This is a genomic window from Allobosea sp. NPDC055594 (assembly GCF_053618995.1).
Genome location: NZ_JBSHIO010000013.1, coordinates 86,617 through 102,926 on the forward strand (window position 1 = coordinate 86,617; position 16,310 = coordinate 102,926).

Consider the following 16,310-nt stretch of genomic DNA (forward strand, 5'->3'; position numbering starts at 1 on the left):
CCACTCCCACACAAAGAACGGTCCGAACTTCGAGGATTCCCTCTTAGACCGCAATCCCCGGCGCCTTCGGGCTGCAGGGTGGCCTGTCGCTTGGTTGCGTCCTAGCCGGTATCGTTTTGTGTGAGATCCTCGCGCTGATCCAGGCCGACGGTCGCAAGCGGACTCCAGCCTGACGACTGCCCCGATCAACCTTTCATGCCGCCTCTGGGCGATCTTCCTCCTCCCGGCGGGCGCTGCTGTTGGTCGGGCCTGATCAGACCGGGCGGCTCAGGAACCAGAGAAACGGGACGAGCCAGACCAGCTGAGCGGTGGTCAGCACTACCAAAATCAGAGACCGGACTGAAAGGTCGCCCGTGGGCGCCGTATCGGCGGCCTTCTCAAGGTGTCCGCTACTCATCACGCAGTCAGACTGACGAGCCGCCAGCCATTCTGCAATTGCATTGGAGCAACACATGGACACGACCGCTTTGCAGCGGGCGCTGATCGCGCACGGCCATCCGCTGCCGCGCTTCGGCGCAGATGGCCACTTCGGCGGCGAGACGCGCACCGCCTTGCAGGCCTTCCAGCTCAGGACTGGGCTGCGGGTGACCGAGCGGCCGGATGCGGCGACGATAGCGGCATTGCAGGCCGTGCCGGCGAAGAGGCCGCCGGCTCCGACCGGCCCGGCCGTCAAGCTGCCCGCCTTCCCCAAGCCGACGACCCGCCGCATCGAGGAGATCATCGTGCACTGCACGGCGACGCCAGAAGGGCGCCCTGTGTCCGTCAACACCATCCGCGGCTGGCATATCGGCCAGGGCTGGCGGGACATCGGCTATCACTGGGTGGTGCTGCTCGACGGCACGATCGCGCCAGGCCGGCCGGAATCGCAGGTCGGCTCGCATGTAGCCGGCCACAACTCCGGCACGCTGGGCGTCGTCTATGTCGGCGGCGTCGGGGCCGATGGGAAGACGCCGAAGGACACCCGCACGCCCGCACAGAAGACCGCGCTGCTCGAACTCTGCCGCGCGCTGATCCAGCGCTACCCGGCGATCCGCAAGGTCACCGGCCATAATCAGTACAGCAGCAAGGCTTGTCCCAGCTTCGACGTTCGCAAGGACGACCTCGGAAGGCTGATCTGATGGGCGCGCGCGGCGTTCTCAGAATCATGGCCGGCGGGCTTGTCGGGTTCATGTGTCCTGGCTGCAAGGAGATGCACCAGGTCCGCGTCGACGGCCAGGGGCGGCCGGTGTGGGGCTTTAACGGCGACTATGACCGGCCAACCTTCACGCCGTCGGTGCTCGTCCGCACCGGGCACTATGTACCCGGCCATGAGAATGGGCCGTGTTGGTGCACCTGGGCCAAGGAGAACCCGGACGAAGCCGATGACGGTTTCAAATGCTCCGTCTGCCACTCCTTCGTTCGCGACGGCCAGATCCAGTTCCTGAACGACTGCACGCATTCGCTCGCAGGCCAGACCGTCCCGCTGAAGCCGTTCGACGAAGACTGATCCCGCCGGCGGTTGGCTGCTGAGCTACCCAGGATTTCCAGGCGGGCGCAATCTGCTGTCGAGGTCGGCACGTACCGCTTCGTCACATGGTTTAAGAGGCTCTTTTTCCTGCCCAGCAGCCACCGAAACGGCTGCCTTCCGCTCCGATCGCTTCTTGGCAATCAATTCCCATAGTGTTGCGCGCCTCAGATAAGAGGCCGCCGAGCGCTTCTTTAGCGTCATTTTCCCTGCCCCCCACGGGTACAGGGATGCGCGGTGTTCGCTGTCGTGGTCTCACAGCAGCGGTAAGGCGATCAAAGTCCCCAGCCCCACCACGATCGCTGCCCTGATCCAGGCGCCCCAAACGTCTGAAGTCGTTACGCCCCGCAACATTCCACGCACCTCCGCCCCGCATTGAGGCTGATCGCGCAGCATCGCTGCGTCAAGCCTGCGTTAACCAACCTCCCCATGGAGATCATCATGAAGCTGTTCGCCTATCTGGGCGCGCTGGCGCTCGCCTGCGTCGTCGTCATTCTGCTCGCCGTCTCGGCCGAGGCGCAGACCGCCGCTGCTGATGAAGGCCTGCTCACGATCTTCCGGCCGCTGCTGACCGAGCTCGCTATCCTGGTCGTGCTGGGGCTCGCCGGCTGGCTCGGCCGGTTCATCGTCGCCCGGCTGAAGCTCGACATCGAGGCGCACCATCGGGACACATTCCAGACCGCGCTGACCAATGCCGCGGGCATCTACCTGGCAACCGGCGATATGCGCCGCGCGGTCACCTATCTCGCCGGCGCCGCGGCCGATGCGCTGAAGGCCTTCAGGCTCGACGACACGGCTCTACCGGAAAAGGTCGAGGCCAAGGCCGGCGTGCTGCAGGCCGCCGGCAAGTTCATCGACGCTGTGAAGCCCTGATCACTCCTCCCGGCCGGAGCCTGCCTATGACGGACCCGCATGACTACGATCGGCGGCTCGGAAAGGTCGAGACGGATCTCAAACTGCTTGGCGTCGGTGTTGACAACCTTGGCGGCGATCTGCGCAGCTTCCGGCGCGAGTGGTTGGAAAAGGCGGAAGAGGATCGCGCCGCGCATAAGGCCGCGCGGCTCTCGCTGCCCCAGATCGTCGGCATGTTGGGGACGGCTGTCGGCGTCACCGCGATCTTGCTCGGCGGCATGATGTTTCTCCTCAACTCGCAGATCGCAACGGTTCGGCTCGATCTCGCGTCGCAGCTCGCACAGGTGAGCCTTTCGGTGCGCGGCCAGGGCGACGCCATCACTGCGCTCAACACGGCGCAGCAGCAGCTGCAGCGCGACATCGCTGCGGATCGGGTGAAGCTCGGGCTGGTCGAGCAACTCGCCGGCCAGCACGCCCGCTTCATCGAGCAGGCCCAAGGCTTCGACGCGACGATGGCGCGCCACGACGAGCGGTTGAAGTCGATGGAGCTGCTCACCCGCGAGCTTGCCGTTCGACGGCCGCCGTAACCAAAGCTGGGGAGCCCGTTAGCCCCTCCGAAATGGTGCTGCCCTCCTTGGGCGTATCCTCCTTGACTGGCCCGGTCTCGCTTGCGCGGGGCCGGGCGCTTTCCGTTTCTGATCCTGCCAACCGACGACAATCATGCGGATGTGGTGGCTGAGACCCGCGCCACCTTGTCGTTCAGCACTTCCTCTGACAAGCGCTCTTGAGCGCCCCGACCTCACAGCGGGGGCGTTGGCCTGCCGGCAGCACCCGACCCTCAACGATTTAGATTACGGCCCAGCGCGGATTCCATCCGGCGAATGATCACCGTGGCATTTTCGGTGAACCCGCCGGTTCCGCTCACATCTGTAAATGAACTATACGCTTTCCCGGGACGGGGGTACTTAAAGAAATACCAGTAAGGTTCAAATTGTATCCATTTAGCTCCAGAATAAATGGCGCTCTCTGACCAATATGCTAGGTACTTTGGGTCACATTTATCTTCAGGAACCCGCACTCGATCGCACAGCCAAGCCTGGTCTGACAAGCCGAACCCAATTTTCGAATCGATTATTCTAGATGGGATTACTTTTGACCAATCTGATATTCGATTCATCAACGGATCGCTGCCTTGCTTGAGAGGCTCGTTATTAGCATAAAAAGGAACAAGAACGCCGGGGTACTTTTTTAAAAAATAATAAAGATCGTCTTCAATCTGCGTTTGTTTTACAAACGGCTTCCTAAGATAATAATTACCTCCGGCGATCCAATAAGGATCGCTGAATGACAGAATCATGTTTTCCTGATAGGCAAATAGAAAATACTTCTCTAGTCTGCTTCTAGAATAGTACCCATCCTTCGGATACATCCAGGATTTGCGAGGGAACCAATCCTCCCCGTTCAGATAAATTTGCACAGACAAATTTGACGCCGAAACCTCGTGGAGTCGTATTCCAGCAAAATGAGCGCCAAAAGCCACCTTCAGAATACGTAGAGAGGCAATATCCATGCACTCTCCGTATTGCTTACTATAAGGCGATGAGGCCGCATCATTTATAGCGTTCGGCTGGAATTTTGTATCAGTGGTCCAAACATCGAGAAAGAACGGGACATCCACCCTCTTCGATATCGATAGTGCGTGATAAAGCTTGTCCTTATCTCGCTGTGAACAACCAAACAGCGCATAGACGTTCCAATGCTTCCTCAGTGACGAAACATCCGAGAACGTTCGCTCCAGGGATTGAAAATCCATGTTCTGGACGGGGCTGTTCGGGAACGACTGCTCAATCGAGAAGATCAAATTTATCTTGGTATCGCTTGCGAGCGCGCGGCTCGCGCCCGCAAGCAACAGAAGCCAGAATCCAACCGCCAGGATTCGATTAAACATTCAAGACCTTCTGCAGGAAGCTCCTGTTAGCCTCCCGGCACTCAGCCAGAGCGCCTGGATACGTCTTTGCAAGAGGCGCAAAGCGCCTCCAATCAGACGGAGCGCACAGGGGAGCCGGATGCATTACATCATAGAATTTTGATGAGGTCGGGAAAGCAACAACTCTCTTGCCAAGCAGGGTGCCCCAATAGAGGCCGTGATAGCTGTCAGTCAAAATGAGCTCTGCGCTACCGAGAAATGCTATGACCTCATCGAACGGCTTATTATTTGTCAAAATAGGCAAGCCTGTTGGTAGTGTTTTCCTGAAATTTTCATTTGCCAGGGTCGCAGAATGAGCATAAACGACCACTTCTCGGCTGGTGTCGAATTTTTTATCAAACACTTCGTGCATGCATGTAACGCACGGAACCCAATCGTAAGGGTGACCGGCATCCCGCACACCAACAAGATCGAACGGCATGTCTTTTAAATTGATTACTTGCTTGAGACGGCGCCAATCAGATATAATCCAATTGTTATGACCCCCACCCCAGAATATTGTCTTAGCTTTAGGGTTTTTCTGCGAAAAAATCGCCTTGACTGAATCTCTGAAATAGTCGATCTCTAAAAGACCGCCTCCCCCTACAATAATATTTTCAGACGACTGAACTTGGTCGAGCCAGGACTTACGTTCTTCCGTCGTGTAGCCTTCCTCTCTGTGGAACCCCCTGATCTCGGCCCGAGCAGAATCCTTCAGTTCAGGAAAATACAGCACAGGCGCGCACATAAGATCGCCAATATTTTCTGTTTTTAGGCGATGAAGGTTCAGATACTTAGCCATGCTTTATAGACCTATTAGGACCGTGAATGCGATTCAGCCTCTAAAGGCCGTGCGGGGATCTCGCCACACTTATCGGCTAAACGGGTGCAGTCAGCAAGTTCATTGGGGCCGGAGCTGGCTGCCGGTACCGGCCTCACATATTGACTGTGGCAATACCCAAAGGTCGGGCCCAGGCCGTAAGCCTCCCCTTCTCTTCAACGTAGACCTCAGAGCGAACCCGGCAGACATCCAAGCGCTGCATGTGTTGCTGCCATCCATGCTTCGGCGCGCTGCGCCCGCCCTCCTTCATGGCGGGCGCCGCCCAGGGTGATGGATCACCCCCAGGCCTTGAGTGGCGCAAAGACCTTGCGTCGTTCTATTCTCTGTCGATCGAGTACCGCCAGTGCAAATCAAGCTCACTAGCAGGTTGAACTCGAGCGTACTGCCGAGCGGATTCATGCAGGCTGTCCGCTATCGGCATTCTCTGCTTCTCGGCCTCCAGAATCGCATTAATCCCTTGCGCCAAAGCCTGCTTCAGGTCCTTTGCTAATCGAATGTTACCACGCGTCACGCGTGGGCTGTCGGCCCGAGTATAATGGGTTTGAGCAATAGTCATAAGCTCCTGATATATATCAGGATACTCCCTGATTAAATCATCATCGAGCAGGAGCGAGGCAGTCAACTCCTCCCTGGACTCGAGCAGGCTGCTCAGTTCCTGCGCCTCGTCCTGAGACATGAGCACTGACCGCATTATGAGGTATGCATCCAGCGTGAACGATGGGCTCAGCATTGATGGTCCATCTCCTTAGCACGCCGCGCAGCCGCATAGTAGGCTGGTAGCGCCTGCTCGACCATAGTTGCCACCGTGAAGCGGCTTTCGAATTCCGACCTTGCGCCCCGACCGAGTTTCTCGCGCAATTCTCGATCGCGCGAAAGGCGTATCAGGTGCTCGCCACAAAGCTCAGCAGCCTCTGGACCAACGGGCACCAGATAGCCAGATGTCCCGCTTGTCACGACCTCCTTCAGGCCTCCGGCCGCCAGGGCGACTACGGAAGCGCCCCCGGCCATGGCTTCAATGGCCACAAGACCGAAGCTTTCATATCTGCTCGGCATGAGCACGGTATCTACCGTGCAGAACAGATCGTCCAATGCATCGCGCGAGATCAGTCCTCTAAACTCTACCCTATCGTTGTCCAGCAGGTTCTCGGCGCCGGCGTGAATGAACACATCCCTGACCTTTGCGTTGAGATCGTCGCCCGCAAAGATGACTCTTGCATGCGGATCCGACGCGACGAGTTTCGAGAGCGCTCGAGCAGCGATATCAAAGCCCTTGCGCTCTTCGAAGCGCCCGACATAGCCTACCTCGAATGCTGACTTGCGCTGCGCTCGCAGACCAAGACGACTCGGCCTGGTTTCGAACGGATCCCAGGTGCCGTGCGGAGCGAGAATCGCACGGCTGGAAAAATCCGCCTCATACTCTCTTTCGAGGTCCGCAATGATAGCGTTGGAATTAGCCAGTATGACCGGCACGGTGCCGAGCAGCTTCTTCTCGTTTCTGATGATCTTGTCGATAGAGAGATGACGATGAAGCGGGCGCAGCTGCCATTCACGCTTGAACGGCAGCGCCATTTTGTAGCTGGTGTGTAGACTCATCACCACGCCAATATCTGGATCATCGGCAACAGCCGTCCCCTCGACATCCCAGATGGGGAACGACAGAGCATCAAGGCCGAAGCTCTTGATGAAGGAAACTTCCGCCTTAACGGCCGCGGCCCATGCGGCCACGTGAGGGGGGACGTCGTGCTCCGCCATCACCTCGGCCTCGTTAGCATGGTCAGGCATGATCCTATGCAGCCAGTAGCCGTGCTTGAACTCGACGCTGGGACTTTCGGATGCTCGCGCGATGACGTGAACGGAATGCCCCTTCGCCGCCAGACCGATGGCCATCATCGAAGTCCAGCGCGCAATTCCTGCATCGTTCGAGGGAGGGAATGCTTGGCTAACCAAGGCGATCCGAAGCCCTTGCCCGCTCGGGAACGGCAGAAAGGGAGCCGCCTTGACCTCGAGGTTCAGATCCCCACGCGCACGTCCGATGTTGCGCATGCCTAGGGTCGCACCATCCTCGGTTCCGCTGGCGACGTCCTGATCAAGTGAACTGCGATGCGCTTTCGTAATCTCGCCGTGCTCTTCGAGCCAGGCATTTGCCCGATACAACTCGGCCTTATAGGCATCGAGCTGATTGCTCGCAGCAGTGACGTCAGCTGAGCCGTGGCGCATGATGAAATAAGACTTGCTTACCGCCGAGGGGAACAGAGTCTTCGGAATCCTTCGCGGTGATCTGATGTGCGACTCGGCGAATTGATGATATACGATTGCCTGCGGTGCATAGACAATTTGATAGCCCGCATCGACGACCCTCAAGCAAACATCTGTCTCATCGAGAAAATAGCGAAATGTGTGATCAAACCCTCCTACCTCCTTGAGAACATCCAGGCGGAAGGATGAATTGGTTCCTAATAGACTTGGGTAGGCCGGGCTTCCTGAGAAGCACAATGGCCGCTCATCAAAAAAGGCGGACATCGAGAAGGCGTTGCCGAACCGATCACAGATAGTCTTGCAGGCTTGGTAATTGATGCCCGAATTGTCGACCGTAAAACCGCCTACGCCACCAACCCGCTTATCAGCATAGCAGAGAGCAAGCTCTTCAAGCCACGTTGGATGCGGCGCAGCGTCATCATCGATAAAGGCAACAATATCGCCCGACGCAGCCTCAATCCCGATATTGCGAGACATCGACAGGTTTGCATCCGGGCAACTGAGAAGCTTAACCTTACCTTCGTAGGACGTCATGAGCGAAGCCGTCGCATCCGTCGATGGCCCATTGACGACTATGACTTCGAAATTATCGTATTGAAGGCCATTTAAGCTGGCCAATGTGTCCTTTAACGCGACGGCACGATTATAGGTATTGATAACAATAGAAAAGCTTAGCGACTGTTTCATCATAGACCCTGTGACCGCTCGAATGCCACACGAAGCAAATTTCGGTTCGAGTGAACGAACTCCGGCTTGCGCATCAAGCTCTGAACAACATCGCGGTTTTTGTCGCAAACTGTCATAATTTCATGGACTTGATCAATGCTGTTAGGATTGACACCCAACAGCGTTCTATAGAGCATTTCAATGTCTGCTCTGGTCGGCGGGGCGTCCAGCAATTTCGTTCCAGCGCTACCTGTCCAAAAGTGCTTTACGCGCTCGAGCACGCCCCTATCGATAGATATACCGCTTCTGGCAGCGCAGAACGATGTATGCTCGATCAGATCTCCCTCGACTTCTCCAAGAGCATAGGCGTTGCGGTAGGCAACCCCTGCGTCGATATATTTTTCCTGCTCCTTGAGACAGTGCCCATACTGAACAAAATACCCTGCCAATAAAGGGTATTCTTTCAAAATCTTAAAATAAGAAAATTCAGCGTCTGCCCACCGCCGCTTGTCTCGTTGCAAATCGGCCTGCTGTATTGCCGATTTAGTATGGTCATCAAAATGGATGAAGCGCCCAGTGAGTTCGACAGCGAGTTTCCTATCGCTCGAAAAGGCATGAATGGCTCGCTTGAGTGCGATACCCACCTCGACATCGTTGACAACTTGGCTCTCCTTATCCTTCCGGATCTGGTCAACCAAGCGGTGGGCAACCTCGCTGCGATCGCCATTGCAGTCGGCATTCAATTCACGAAAATCGGCCGGGGAGAAGTCGAGCAGACGGCCTCCGCCCTGCTCGCTCGGCTTGGGCCTTTGAGAGCCCTTGAAACTGGGACGCTTCCTCAGGAGGTTCTGCAAGCTCATCGACTCTTGTTCCTCATTAGATCGTCAACCCAACTACCGAAAATCAGCGGGCTCTGTGGCCTCAGCAGCTCAGACGCGATCTGTCAGCGCCGCGCATAGATGTCCTCGAGACGAACTATGTCGTCTTCGCCGGTGTAGCTGCCGACCTGGACCTCAATGAGTTCAAGCCCGATCCTGCCCGGGTTCTTCAGGCGGTGAGTACAGCCGATCGGCAGGTAGATCGACTCGTTCTCGTGAACGACGCGGATCGTTCCGTCGAGCGTAACCTCGGCAGTGCCATGCACCACGACCCAGTGTTCGGCGCGGTGGAAGTGCTTTTGCAGGCTTAGCTGTCCACCTTCCTTGACGTGGATGCGCTTGACTTGGAAGCGGCCGCCGATGTCGATCCGCTGATACCAGCCCCAGGGTCGGTAGATGCGTAGATGCTCGCTGGCCTCGGGCCTACCGGCGGCCTTCATCTGGTCGACCAGCGCCTTGACCTGGCCGGCCGCGGCCATGGAGGCGACGAGCACCGCGTCGCGGGTCGATACCACAACGACATCGTCGAGACCGACCACCGTGGTCAGCATCTCCTCGCTGCGGATCAACGATCGTCGCGTGTCGAGGGCGACGGCTGGGCCTTCCAGTACGTTGCCGTCGTCATCCTGCGGCTTGATAGCGTGGATCGAATCCCAGGAGCCGACATCAGACCAGTCGAAGGAGGCGGCCAGCATGCCGGCAAATTCCGTGCGCTCCATCACGGCGTAGTCGATCGAGATCGGAGTGGCCTGGGCGAAACTCTCAGGATCGAGCCGCAAGAAGTCGAGGTCTCGTCCTGCCTTTTCAACCGCGGCCTCCGCGGCTTCGAGCACCTTGGGAGCGTGACGCGCAAGCTCGCTCAGCATCGTGCTCACGGCGAAAAGGAAGTTGCCACTATTCCAAAGATAGCCGTCGGCGACATACGCCTCGGCGATCTCGAGCTTGGGCTTCTCGACGAAGCGCGTAAGGCGGCTAGCGCCTGCCTCGGCCAGCGCTTCGCCAGGGGCCAGATAGCCATAGGCGGTCGAGGGGTGCGTCGGCTTGATGCCCAGCGTCATGATCAGGCTGGTCGCGGCCAGCCTCGCGGCGCGCTTGCAGTCCTCTCGAAAGGCCTCGACATCGGTCACGACATGATCGGAGGCTAGCGCGACGCAGACAGCCTCGGGATCACGCTGCCGCGCCACGATCGCGCCAACCGCGATGGCTGCTGCGGAATCGCGGCGTTCCGGCTCGAGAACAATCTCGCCCCGGATCCCGCAGGCGAGCATCTGCTCGGCGGCGATGAAGCGGAATTCGTTGTTGGTGATGACGATCGGCGTATCGAAGGTTGGGTCGGCCAGCCGCAGCAGGGTCGCCTGAAAGGTAGAGAGCCCACCCTCCAGCAGCGGAATGAACTGCTTCGGCATGGTCTCGCGCGAAAGCGGCCAGAGACGGCTTCCGGATCCGCCAGCCATCACGATGGGGACGATCAAATTGCTATTCACGAGACCCCAGGCTGTGCGATTGATCGAAGCAGCGCGCTGCTACAACATTCGCTCAGGATTGAAAATAGCAAACTTAGCCCTTCGAACCTTCGAGCCACCTAATTATATGCTTTGCGGCAGTGTCATAGCCCGCGTCGGCCACCTCCTTTTCACCATCAAGTATTAAATCATTTAATTCTGTCTTGATCTCCTCCTCGGATATCAAGCCCTTCTTTATAAGTAGTCTTATCAAGGCGATCACCGATGCAGTCTGGCCTGTGAGGACCATGGGCAGGTTCGATGCCTGCGGGACATCCGGCGAAGGTGACGCCTTAGCGTTGGGGCCAATTAACCACGCCAGAATCAGCCTTGGGGCTACGCCGAGACCTTCATCTGAGGTTCCCTTCTGGTCCAGGGAGTTGATATCCAGCATCCGGTTGACGACATCGTTCTTCGAGATGACCCCCTTCTCAAGCAACATCTCGATTATCACGAAAGTCGTCGCCGTCATTCCGGCTAAGGCACTAAAAATACCGCCTTTAGGCTCCAATATCATTCTCCTAGCAACTGTCTCGCGAAAACGGCCTCACTATCCATTAGGGCATTATTGACAACGTAGCCAGATGCAGGCTGCGGATAGGGAGGCAGCTCGAGAGCGGGCATCTAAGCCGCGAATCTCGCCTCATCGCCTCGTCGCAAGCAAGGCTGGCGGGCTTGGCATCTGTCCGTATCGCGGCGGCCGCGCTTATTCTAAAATGCTCCGCGAGTGTCTCGCCATGCCGGTCTTCGCGAGATCCTGCGAGGGGTTCTGAACCGTGATCGACCAGCCCCAAACAGGTTCTGGCCTCACGCTGTCGTAGACGATCGCGCCGAAATAGATGCCTTCGCAGGTGACGCTCCAAATGCCCTGGCGCGTCGCTTCGGCGTGGTCGTCGGGATAGGAGCGAGAGAGCGCCAGCGTCATGCCGCTCTGATCTGCTCGTCGAATTCATCCGGGATCGCGCCGTGCCGGGCGATAACCTCGATCGATGCAACCTCGCCCGTCTCGTCATCGGCGACGACATGCACGACAGCCGCGCCCTCGGCCGTTCGAGCCAAGCGCTCGCCATCCTGCAGGGCATGATGCCTCGTCTTTGCGGGCACGCGCTGCCGCGAAGTAGTCTCTATTCTTGATTGACGGCCATCGGAGTGCCTGCATCATGCTCGGCACTCGGAGGTCGATAATGCGACAAATCGTGCTGGCTCTTGGGCTGCTTCTGTCGTTGGCAGCTTTCGCGGCTGCTAACTCCCCGACGCCTGGGCAGGTCAGGATTGTGGGCGAGACGATCGAGCGAGATGGCAAGCGCTGGAATATGAAGGGAGCCCAGGTTGCGGGGCGCCTGACGCCGAAAGACCGGCTGTCTGTCGTCGCCCCCGCGCTCACGATCGCTCACAATCAATTCGGCCCCTCTCTCCTCGATAAGATCGTTGCCTTTGGGGCTGACACCGTCGTTCTGAAGGTGTCGCTTCCTGCGCTGAACGAAAAGAGCGAGTACTTTCGTCCAGAGTACCTGCGCGTTGTCACGGATGCCGTCGATCTCATCCGAGAGCGCGGCCTGACCGTGATCATATCCATGCAGTGGCAGTCAGGCTCCGGCTCCTACAAGGAGACCGGGCTACCCGATCAAACAGCGTCGAACGCTTGGCGGCGCCTGTTTACCGCCCTTCAAAAAGATGACCACGGGTTGCTGTTCGAGTTACTCAACGAGCCGAAGGGAGACGGCTTGAAGCAAGCCGATTGGCTCGTTTGGCAGAAGCACTTCAATCGATTGATTGCCGAAGTACGCGCTCAAGGGTTCAACCAGGTCGTGGTGATCAACGGCCTGACGGGAGCTCACGTCCTTGAAGGTGCACCGCCGCTCACGGACTCCGCGAACCAGATTGCCTACGGGGTACACCCGTATTTCAACAGCAAGCGGCTGCCGAGCTTCGGGCCGCCGATGTGGGAAGGCTACTTCGGCGGGTTTTGCCGGCAGCATATCTGCTTGGCGACGGAGTGGAACGCCTCGAAAGGCTGGGAAGGCCGCCCCTCCGCCGGATGCGCCGGGGATGTACCAAGGATATCGCGCGAGCTGCTGCGTTATCTCAAATCGCTTGGGATGGGGATCGCTGGGTGGGCGTTTGACTACCCAGGCACAATCTTCAAGGACGACGATCTGACAGAACTCACCACCTACGATTCGTGGGCTGGAGGCTGCGGGGCGTCGGAAGGCCCCATAGGAGCCGGGAAGCTCCTACGGGATTGGTTCCACGCAAATCCTTGACGGCTCTCAGCCCTTGCCGAGCGCCTTGCTGTCCCAGAAGTACAGGTTCCCGAACTCCTCGCCGAACTCCATCGTCGCGGTCGGGGGAACCCCATCGTTCCAAGCGATGAGGTCGGAGAGGGGGATGCCCTTCGACCCCTTGACCTTGTTGTACGATTCCGGCGCAACGATGATGATGTTTTTCGCGATCCGGCGGGCTTCGAGGAAAGCCTCTTTCTGGGTCGGGGTCAGATGGTGATAGACGCGAAGAGCGATGAACAGTTCATAGGCGTTGTCTTCGATCGGCCACGGGATCTCACGACCGTCGTGGGCATGCGTCGGCTGCTTGCCCTTGAAGTTCCAGCCTTCGGCGTAGTCGATGGTATGGCTGCCAGGGACGATATTGATGCCCATGGTGCCCATCTCGAGGACCTTGCTAGGAGATGACGGGTTCGCGAGGCGGGAGAAGGTGACGGCGGCGCCGTGGTAGACCCAACGCCGCTTAGCGTTGCTCCAGTGGCCACCCCCCAAGTCGGACGTGATAGCAAGATAATCGTCGTGCGTCAGATATGCGTTCACTTCAGAGTATCCCTTTTTCTTAATGTTAGCGTCCAACTGAGCCCGCGACGCGCGGATGGGCACTTCTGTTAGCCCAGCGTCGTGCAACTGTCGAACAGCTTTTAGCCCGCTAATCTCGGCCAAGCCAAACCTCTCTAGATCAGGGTGATCGACGCGAAGGGCCGTCTCTTCCTTGCTGGATAGGCTTTTGACCGCGCGGCGAAGCGACGCCCATGCTTCGTGGCGGAAGGCCACCAAGGCTGGCACTTCTGGGATTTGCAGCAGGCGTGCGGCTGCTAGCCGGTGCTGGCCTTCCAAGAATATGATCTCGCCAAGCGGGCCGATGCCAACCTTTATTTCATTCGTAGGGTCTGTCTTGTCGTAATAATCGCCAATCTTGAATGTCTTGCCTGGGTCGTCGGCTTGTCCATTAGCTTTTGAAAGCTCCATGAACTCAGATTGAGTAAGATATCCATGCTTTGAAAGGCTTATTATTAAATCTTGTATATCGCTATAAAGTCGTTTCTTAAATGTTTCTGTATCCCTGCAGCCCCACATGCTTTCGCCTCGATCGATCAGGCGAATTACATTATTATAAAATTCAGTTTCTTCCCATTTTTTCCCGAGCAAATACACAGAGCGCATCGCGGCGTACAGCGCGTTTTGCTCGAACGGGACGAGCTTAGGCATCCTGTCGGCCTTGAGTGAGGCGCCGAAATTCCTAAAGGCTCTCCAGTTGCCTTTCTGAGCTCTGGGGCCGAATGCGTCTCTGGGGTGGAAGTTTACCTTCGTCGTCAAAATGTCGGCCGCTGGCTTGATGAAGATCAAGCTATCGTTTGCCGGCGGGTTATCCCATCGCCTCATTCAATTCGCCCCTCAAGCGATCATCCAGAGCGGGGTTGCCCACCCGGACCCAGTGTGTCACAAAACTGTCATGTCTTAAGTCCGAGCAGGCAAGTCAATGGTCGACGATATCACTAGAGAAATTGCGTTCGCCATCGCGCGCGCCAGCGCTGAAGAGGCGAACCGCGTTCTTGCGGATCACCCGCAGAAGGATATTTTCATCACGGACCCGTCTGAAAGCGCGAGTGCGCACTGGCAAGATTATTTGCCTCAGGCGCGAGCTGTCGTTCAGTGTCAGGCGGTGATTGTCTCTCTGGCGCATGCCCCCCAGAGGCGGATGTCTGTCTAAGAATTGACTGAACGCCGGTAGCAAGAACTGCTGCCGGAGGACCAGAGCCGCCCTCCCTGGGCGGCTTTGTTTTGCCTACGAACCGTGTTCGGCCTCGCAGGTAAGGTGCGATCGCTGCCCCAACGCGTGTCGCCATATCTGTTCTGAAATTACGTCCCACTGCTCTGGTGTGATGAAAAACTCGTGGTCGGTGTCGACATCCACGATCTGCACTTGCCTGGAAAGCTGGTATCGCTTTTCCGCTTCAGCCCTGCTCAGGTAGCAATCCATGTCGCCTTGCAGGATCAATACCGGGGTTTTGATATTCGCGAGATGACCCGTTCTAGCGGGGTCCTCCGGCTGCCCAGGCGCGCAAAATGGATACCCCAAGGCGACGACAGAGGTCAGAGGGGCGCCTTCGAAAGCGGCTAACGTGGCAATCCGTCCGCCAGAGGAACGACCGATCGCGATAACGGGTCTATACCTAAAGGTTCGGCTTAGCTCGTTGAGCATGGCCTTGCGTGTTTCTAAAGCCAATTGCATGCCGAAGATTTGGCGCTGCCCAAAGAACGATGCGCCGCGCGCTGTCAAGCGTAGGCGGAGCGCCTCTTCTACGTGGGCGTCCTTCGGGAACGAATTTCCGGCTAGGTAAAGAAAGATCGGGTTGGTCATATTGTTAGCGAAAGCATAGTGGCGCTGCGCTTTCAACGGATCTGGCTCAAGCCGCTCGCGAAGCCGCCCTTCTGTAGCCGTCAGCCTCTCATCGCCAAGCCCACCCCAGCCGCCCCTAGCCGGGCGGTTTTTCTTTGTTCGGAGCACGCTCATGAAGGTCAGCCCCGCCGGCCGGAAGGCCATCGCCGCCCATGAGGGCGTGCGCCTGAAGGCCTATCCCGACCCCGCAACAGGCGGCGAGCCGTGGACGATCGGTGTTGGCCACACGAGCGCCGCCGGCCCGCCCAAGGTCACCAAGGGCATGACGATCACGGCTGAGGAGTGCGACGCGATCCTGTCGCGCGACCTCGCGACGTTCGAGAAGGCGGTACTCAAGGCGGTGACCGCTCCGCTCAATCAGAACCAGTTCGACGCGCTCGTATCGCTAGCCTTCAACATCGGCGCCGGCAATTTCTCGAAGTCCACGCTCGTCAAGAAGCTGAACGCTCGCGACTACCGAGGCGCTGCGGACCAGTTCACCGTCTGGAACAAGGCGGCCGGCAAGGTGATGAAAGGCCTCGTCAACCGCCGGGCTGATGAGCGTGCGCTGTTCCTGAAGGTGAGCAGCGAACCAGTCGCCAAGCCCGTGCCCGCGGTCGATTGGCCGCCGCCCTACCGGAATGACGGGACCTACACCACGCCGCCCGGCTTCTTCGCCCGCTTCTGGAACGCCTTCAAGAAAAGGATCGCAGCATGAGCCTGATCACGGCCTTCCTGCCGACAATTCGCGTCTGGATCTTCGGCATCGTCGTTTGGCTGCTGGCGCGCGCCGGCTTGCCGGCCGAGCACGCCGAGCCGGTCACAGCCTGGGTTTCTGACGGCCTCGCTCTCTTCGTCGGCATCGCATACGGAGCCTGGGCGTCGAAACGCGAGCAGGCCAAGGGCTCCGGGTCCAAATGACCGCCATCGAGGGCAATCCCATGAACACGAGCGGGGTGCACGAAAAAGTGTCTTGGGATAACCACGAACGCCTTGTCCGCCTTGAGACAAAACACGAGCACCTGACCGAAAAAGTCTCGAACATGGCCGGGAAGGTCGACGAGATGCATGAGCTGCTTACTCAGGCTCGCGGGGTCAGGTGGGTCATCATCGCCATGGCGACGGTTGGCGGTTTCCTCGCATCGAAGGTCGGTGCGATCCTGCCATGGCCACGTTGAACTAA

General features: G+C 58.1%; 20 protein-coding genes. 9 read left to right on the forward strand and 11 right to left on the reverse strand.

Annotated elements, in window-relative coordinates:
* Nucleotides 1-452: 452 nt before the first annotated feature.
* The 4 genes from ACWGRX_RS21820 (at nucleotide 453) to ACWGRX_RS21835 (ending at nucleotide 2,943) form a co-directional block, all read left to right on the forward strand.
* Complete coding sequence (locus ACWGRX_RS21820; protein WP_452119258.1) at nucleotides 453-1,118, forward strand: N-acetylmuramoyl-L-alanine amidase; 666 nt, start codon at nucleotides 453-455, stop codon at nucleotides 1,116-1,118.
* Nucleotides 1,118-1,486 (forward strand): ubiquitination-like system serine protease family protein, encoded by a 369-nt coding sequence (locus ACWGRX_RS21825; protein ID WP_452119259.1) that lies wholly within the window; start codon nucleotides 1,118-1,120, stop codon nucleotides 1,484-1,486. Before ACWGRX_RS21820 ends, ACWGRX_RS21825 begins: the two co-directional genes overlap by 1 nt.
* A 459-nt stretch (nucleotides 1,487-1,945) precedes the next feature.
* Complete coding sequence (locus tag ACWGRX_RS21830; RefSeq protein WP_452119260.1) at nucleotides 1,946-2,377, forward strand: hypothetical protein; 432 nt, start codon at nucleotides 1,946-1,948, stop codon at nucleotides 2,375-2,377.
* A 26-nt stretch (nucleotides 2,378-2,403) separates the two neighbouring features.
* A complete protein-coding gene (locus ACWGRX_RS21835) occupies nucleotides 2,404-2,943 on the forward strand; it encodes a hypothetical protein (protein WP_452119261.1) in 540 nt (179 codons plus the stop codon).
* 251 nt (nucleotides 2,944-3,194) lie between these two features.
* Here the strand turns inward: ACWGRX_RS21835 and ACWGRX_RS21840 are convergent, their stop codons facing one another.
* From ACWGRX_RS21840 to ACWGRX_RS21880, 9 genes are all read right to left on the reverse strand, one after another.
* Nucleotides 3,195-4,304: a hypothetical protein gene (locus ACWGRX_RS21840; RefSeq protein WP_452119262.1), complete on the reverse strand. Its 1,110-nt coding sequence runs from the start codon at nucleotides 4,302-4,304 to the stop codon at nucleotides 3,195-3,197.
* Nucleotides 4,297-5,124 (reverse strand): polysaccharide pyruvyl transferase family protein, encoded by an 828-nt coding sequence (locus ACWGRX_RS21845; protein ID WP_452119263.1) that lies wholly within the window; start codon nucleotides 5,122-5,124, stop codon nucleotides 4,297-4,299. The genes ACWGRX_RS21840 and ACWGRX_RS21845 overlap by 8 nt, the downstream gene beginning before the upstream one ends.
* A 355-nt stretch (nucleotides 5,125-5,479) precedes the next feature.
* On the reverse strand, nucleotides 5,480-5,893 hold the full coding sequence (locus ACWGRX_RS21850) for a hypothetical protein (RefSeq protein WP_452119264.1): 414 nt from the start codon (nucleotides 5,891-5,893) through the stop codon (nucleotides 5,480-5,482).
* Nucleotides 5,887-8,106: a glycosyltransferase gene (locus ACWGRX_RS21855; RefSeq protein WP_452119265.1), complete on the reverse strand. Its 2,220-nt coding sequence runs from the start codon at nucleotides 8,104-8,106 to the stop codon at nucleotides 5,887-5,889. The genes ACWGRX_RS21850 and ACWGRX_RS21855 overlap by 7 nt, the downstream gene beginning before the upstream one ends.
* Nucleotides 8,106-8,945, reverse strand: coding sequence for a hypothetical protein (locus ACWGRX_RS21860; protein ID WP_452119266.1), 840 nt, complete (start codon nucleotides 8,943-8,945; stop codon nucleotides 8,106-8,108). Before ACWGRX_RS21860 ends, ACWGRX_RS21855 begins: the two co-directional genes overlap by 1 nt.
* 83 nt (nucleotides 8,946-9,028) lie before the next feature.
* On the reverse strand, nucleotides 9,029-10,435 hold the full coding sequence (locus ACWGRX_RS21865) for a mannose-1-phosphate guanylyltransferase/mannose-6-phosphate isomerase (protein ID WP_452119267.1): 1,407 nt from the start codon (nucleotides 10,433-10,435) through the stop codon (nucleotides 9,029-9,031).
* Nucleotides 10,436-10,520: 85 nt separating this feature from the next.
* A complete protein-coding gene (locus ACWGRX_RS21870; protein ID WP_452119268.1) occupies nucleotides 10,521-10,919 on the reverse strand; it encodes a hypothetical protein in 399 nt (132 codons plus the stop codon).
* Nucleotides 10,920-11,171: 252 nt separating this feature from the next.
* The gene (locus tag ACWGRX_RS21875) at nucleotides 11,172-11,390 is read right to left on the reverse strand and encodes a hypothetical protein (RefSeq protein ID WP_452119269.1); all 219 of its coding nucleotides are present in this window, start codon (nucleotides 11,388-11,390) and stop codon (nucleotides 11,172-11,174) included.
* Entirely contained in the window at nucleotides 11,387-11,524 is a 138-nt protein-coding gene (locus ACWGRX_RS21880) for a hypothetical protein (protein WP_452119270.1), read from the reverse strand. The genes ACWGRX_RS21875 and ACWGRX_RS21880 overlap by 4 nt, the downstream gene beginning before the upstream one ends.
* A 125-nt stretch (nucleotides 11,525-11,649) precedes the next feature.
* Between ACWGRX_RS21880 and ACWGRX_RS21885 the strand changes: the two genes are divergently transcribed.
* A complete protein-coding gene (locus tag ACWGRX_RS21885; RefSeq protein ID WP_452119271.1) occupies nucleotides 11,650-12,729 on the forward strand; it encodes a glycoside hydrolase family 5 protein in 1,080 nt (359 codons plus the stop codon).
* Nucleotides 12,730-12,735: 6 nt separating this feature from the next.
* Here the strand turns inward: ACWGRX_RS21885 and ACWGRX_RS21890 are convergent, their stop codons facing one another.
* Nucleotides 12,736-14,094 carry a hypothetical protein gene (locus tag ACWGRX_RS21890; RefSeq protein ID WP_452119272.1) on the reverse strand — a complete coding sequence of 453 codons (1,359 nt, stop codon included), beginning with the start codon at nucleotides 14,092-14,094 and terminating at the stop codon, nucleotides 12,736-12,738.
* A 133-nt stretch (nucleotides 14,095-14,227) separates the two neighbouring features.
* Between ACWGRX_RS21890 and ACWGRX_RS21895 the strand changes: the two genes are divergently transcribed.
* Entirely contained in the window at nucleotides 14,228-14,458 is a 231-nt protein-coding gene (locus ACWGRX_RS21895) for a hypothetical protein (protein WP_452119273.1), read from the forward strand.
* 75 nt (nucleotides 14,459-14,533) lie between these two features.
* On the opposite strand, the gene ACWGRX_RS21900 is transcribed toward ACWGRX_RS21895, so the two are convergent.
* Nucleotides 14,534-15,262: an alpha/beta family hydrolase gene (locus ACWGRX_RS21900; RefSeq protein WP_452119274.1), complete on the reverse strand. Its 729-nt coding sequence runs from the start codon at nucleotides 15,260-15,262 to the stop codon at nucleotides 14,534-14,536.
* On the opposite strand from ACWGRX_RS21900, the gene ACWGRX_RS21905 reads away from it, so the two are divergent.
* Genes ACWGRX_RS21905 through ACWGRX_RS21915 form a run of 3 tightly spaced genes read left to right on the forward strand, consistent with a single transcriptional unit; the run spans nucleotide 15,261 to nucleotide 16,305 of the window.
* Entirely contained in the window at nucleotides 15,261-15,845 is a 585-nt protein-coding gene (locus tag ACWGRX_RS21905; RefSeq protein ID WP_452119275.1) for a lysozyme, read from the forward strand. The genes ACWGRX_RS21900 and ACWGRX_RS21905 overlap by 2 nt on opposite strands.
* Nucleotides 15,842-16,048 carry a hypothetical protein gene (locus tag ACWGRX_RS21910; protein ID WP_452119276.1) on the forward strand — a complete coding sequence of 69 codons (207 nt, stop codon included), beginning with the start codon at nucleotides 15,842-15,844 and terminating at the stop codon, nucleotides 16,046-16,048. The genes ACWGRX_RS21905 and ACWGRX_RS21910 overlap by 4 nt, the downstream gene beginning before the upstream one ends.
* Nucleotides 16,045-16,305, forward strand: a complete 261-nt coding sequence (locus tag ACWGRX_RS21915) for a hypothetical protein (RefSeq protein ID WP_452119277.1) — start codon at nucleotides 16,045-16,047, stop codon at nucleotides 16,303-16,305. Before ACWGRX_RS21910 ends, ACWGRX_RS21915 begins: the two co-directional genes overlap by 4 nt.
* Nucleotides 16,306-16,310 lie beyond the last annotated feature (5 nt).

What these genes read in the sequence shown, in the direction of transcription:
- ACWGRX_RS21820 (WP_452119258.1), top strand. Translation starts at nt 453, where the DNA reads ATGGACACGACCGCTTTGCAGCGGGCGCTGATCGCGCACGGCCATCCG.
- ACWGRX_RS21825 (WP_452119259.1), top strand. Translation starts at nt 1,118, where the DNA reads ATGGGCGCGCGCGGCGTTCTCAGAATCATGGCCGGCGGGCTTGTCGGG.
- ACWGRX_RS21830 (WP_452119260.1), top strand. Translation starts at nt 1,946, where the DNA reads ATGAAGCTGTTCGCCTATCTGGGCGCGCTGGCGCTCGCCTGCGTCGTC.
- ACWGRX_RS21835 (WP_452119261.1), top strand. Translation starts at nt 2,404, where the DNA reads ATGACGGACCCGCATGACTACGATCGGCGGCTCGGAAAGGTCGAGACG.
- ACWGRX_RS21840 (WP_452119262.1), bottom strand. Translation starts at nt 4,304, where the DNA reads ATGTTTAATCGAATCCTGGCGGTTGGATTCTGGCTTCTGTTGCTTGCG.
- ACWGRX_RS21845 (WP_452119263.1), bottom strand. Translation starts at nt 5,124, where the DNA reads ATGGCTAAGTATCTGAACCTTCATCGCCTAAAAACAGAAAATATTGGC.
- ACWGRX_RS21850 (WP_452119264.1), bottom strand. Translation starts at nt 5,893, where the DNA reads ATGCTGAGCCCATCGTTCACGCTGGATGCATACCTCATAATGCGGTCA.
- ACWGRX_RS21855 (WP_452119265.1), bottom strand. Translation starts at nt 8,106, where the DNA reads ATGAAACAGTCGCTAAGCTTTTCTATTGTTATCAATACCTATAATCGT.
- ACWGRX_RS21860 (WP_452119266.1), bottom strand. Translation starts at nt 8,945, where the DNA reads ATGAGCTTGCAGAACCTCCTGAGGAAGCGTCCCAGTTTCAAGGGCTCT.
- ACWGRX_RS21875 (WP_452119269.1), bottom strand. Translation starts at nt 11,390, where the DNA reads ATGACGCTGGCGCTCTCTCGCTCCTATCCCGACGACCACGCCGAAGCG.
- ACWGRX_RS21885 (WP_452119271.1), top strand. Translation starts at nt 11,650, where the DNA reads ATGCGACAAATCGTGCTGGCTCTTGGGCTGCTTCTGTCGTTGGCAGCT.
- ACWGRX_RS21895 (WP_452119273.1), top strand. Translation starts at nt 14,228, where the DNA reads ATGGTCGACGATATCACTAGAGAAATTGCGTTCGCCATCGCGCGCGCC.
- ACWGRX_RS21905 (WP_452119275.1), top strand. Translation starts at nt 15,261, where the DNA reads ATGAAGGTCAGCCCCGCCGGCCGGAAGGCCATCGCCGCCCATGAGGGC.
- ACWGRX_RS21900 (WP_452119274.1), bottom strand. Translation starts at nt 15,262, where the DNA reads ATGAGCGTGCTCCGAACAAAGAAAAACCGCCCGGCTAGGGGCGGCTGG.
- ACWGRX_RS21910 (WP_452119276.1), top strand. Translation starts at nt 15,842, where the DNA reads ATGAGCCTGATCACGGCCTTCCTGCCGACAATTCGCGTCTGGATCTTC.
- ACWGRX_RS21915 (WP_452119277.1), top strand. Translation starts at nt 16,045, where the DNA reads ATGACCGCCATCGAGGGCAATCCCATGAACACGAGCGGGGTGCACGAA.